This window comes from Streptacidiphilus sp. EB129 (genome assembly GCF_041262645.1).
Classification (GTDB): Bacteria; Actinomycetota; Actinomycetes; order Streptomycetales; family Streptomycetaceae; genus Streptacidiphilus.
Map to the genome: position 1 here is coordinate 1 of NZ_JBGCCS010000121.1, position 1003 is coordinate 1003.

Below are 1003 nucleotides of genomic sequence, written 5' to 3' on the forward strand. Positions count from 1 at the left end.
CGAAGGATGGATGTTGTTCATCTATCGGGCATAGCGTAATCAAAGCGACGCGACCATAAGCCATTTATGGGATCAGAGATACCAAAACGCCCACTGAGAGGGCATTTGAGGTGAGTGTGTTGCCCTTTATGTCCTAGTAGGTTCCTCGCCAGGTTGGTGTGGTCTCGTCCGTTATGCGCTTGGCGAGGTGTCGATCGAGGCGATGTAGATCATGGCTTCGGAGCTGGCCTGGAGGGTCTCGCAGTCGCGGGCGAGACGCCGGCGCAGCATAATCCATCCGAGGCTTCGTTCGACTACCCAGCGCCTTTTGACGACGTGAAAGCCGCGGACGTCGGACTTCCTGTTGACCACTTCGACGTCGATTCCGAGGTTGGCTCCGTGCTCGATGACGGCGTTCTTGAAGCCGGTGTCGACCCAGCTCTTTGAGATGGTGGGGTAGGTCTTCTTGGCCTGATTGAGGAGTCGTATTCCCAGGGCGTTCTCCGACAGACTGGCGGCAGTGACGGTTACGGTGAGGAGGAGTCCGACGGTGTCTGTGAGGATGCCCCGCTTCCGGCCGACGATCTTCTTCGCGGCGTCGGCTCCCTGGCTACTCAGGGGCACGTTGGTGGAGGTCTTTACGCTCTGGGTGTCGATCACCGAGGCGGTCGGCTCGGGCCTGCGGCCTTCCTTTACCCGGGCCAGTCCGCTGAGGTCGTAGTTGAGTTGGACGAAGATTCCCTCGTCGCGCCAGGCCGAATAGTAGTAGTAGACGGAGGCGTGAGTCGGGAAGTCGTGCGGGAGGTACTTCCAGGGGATTCCGGTGCGGTTGACGTAGAGGATCGCGTTGAATATGTCGCGTAGTTCGACTTTCGCCGGCTGGCCGGTGGGCCCGCGGTCGAGCCGGGCTTTCCGCCAGGCCGCCAGTGTCGGATGGCGTCCCGCCGAGTGGTGTAGCAGGGATCTTGGAATGACCCCTGGTCATGGGGCGGCCACCGCGCAACTCTCCGAGTAGCGAAGCTCG

General features: G+C 60.9%; 1 pseudogene. It reads right to left on the reverse strand.

Features of this window, described 5'->3' with window-relative positions:
- Window positions 1–133 precede the first annotated feature (133 nt).
- Window positions 134–951 (reverse strand): annotated as a pseudogene (locus ABH925_RS37725) (IS5 family transposase).
- Window positions 952–1003 lie beyond the last annotated feature (52 nt).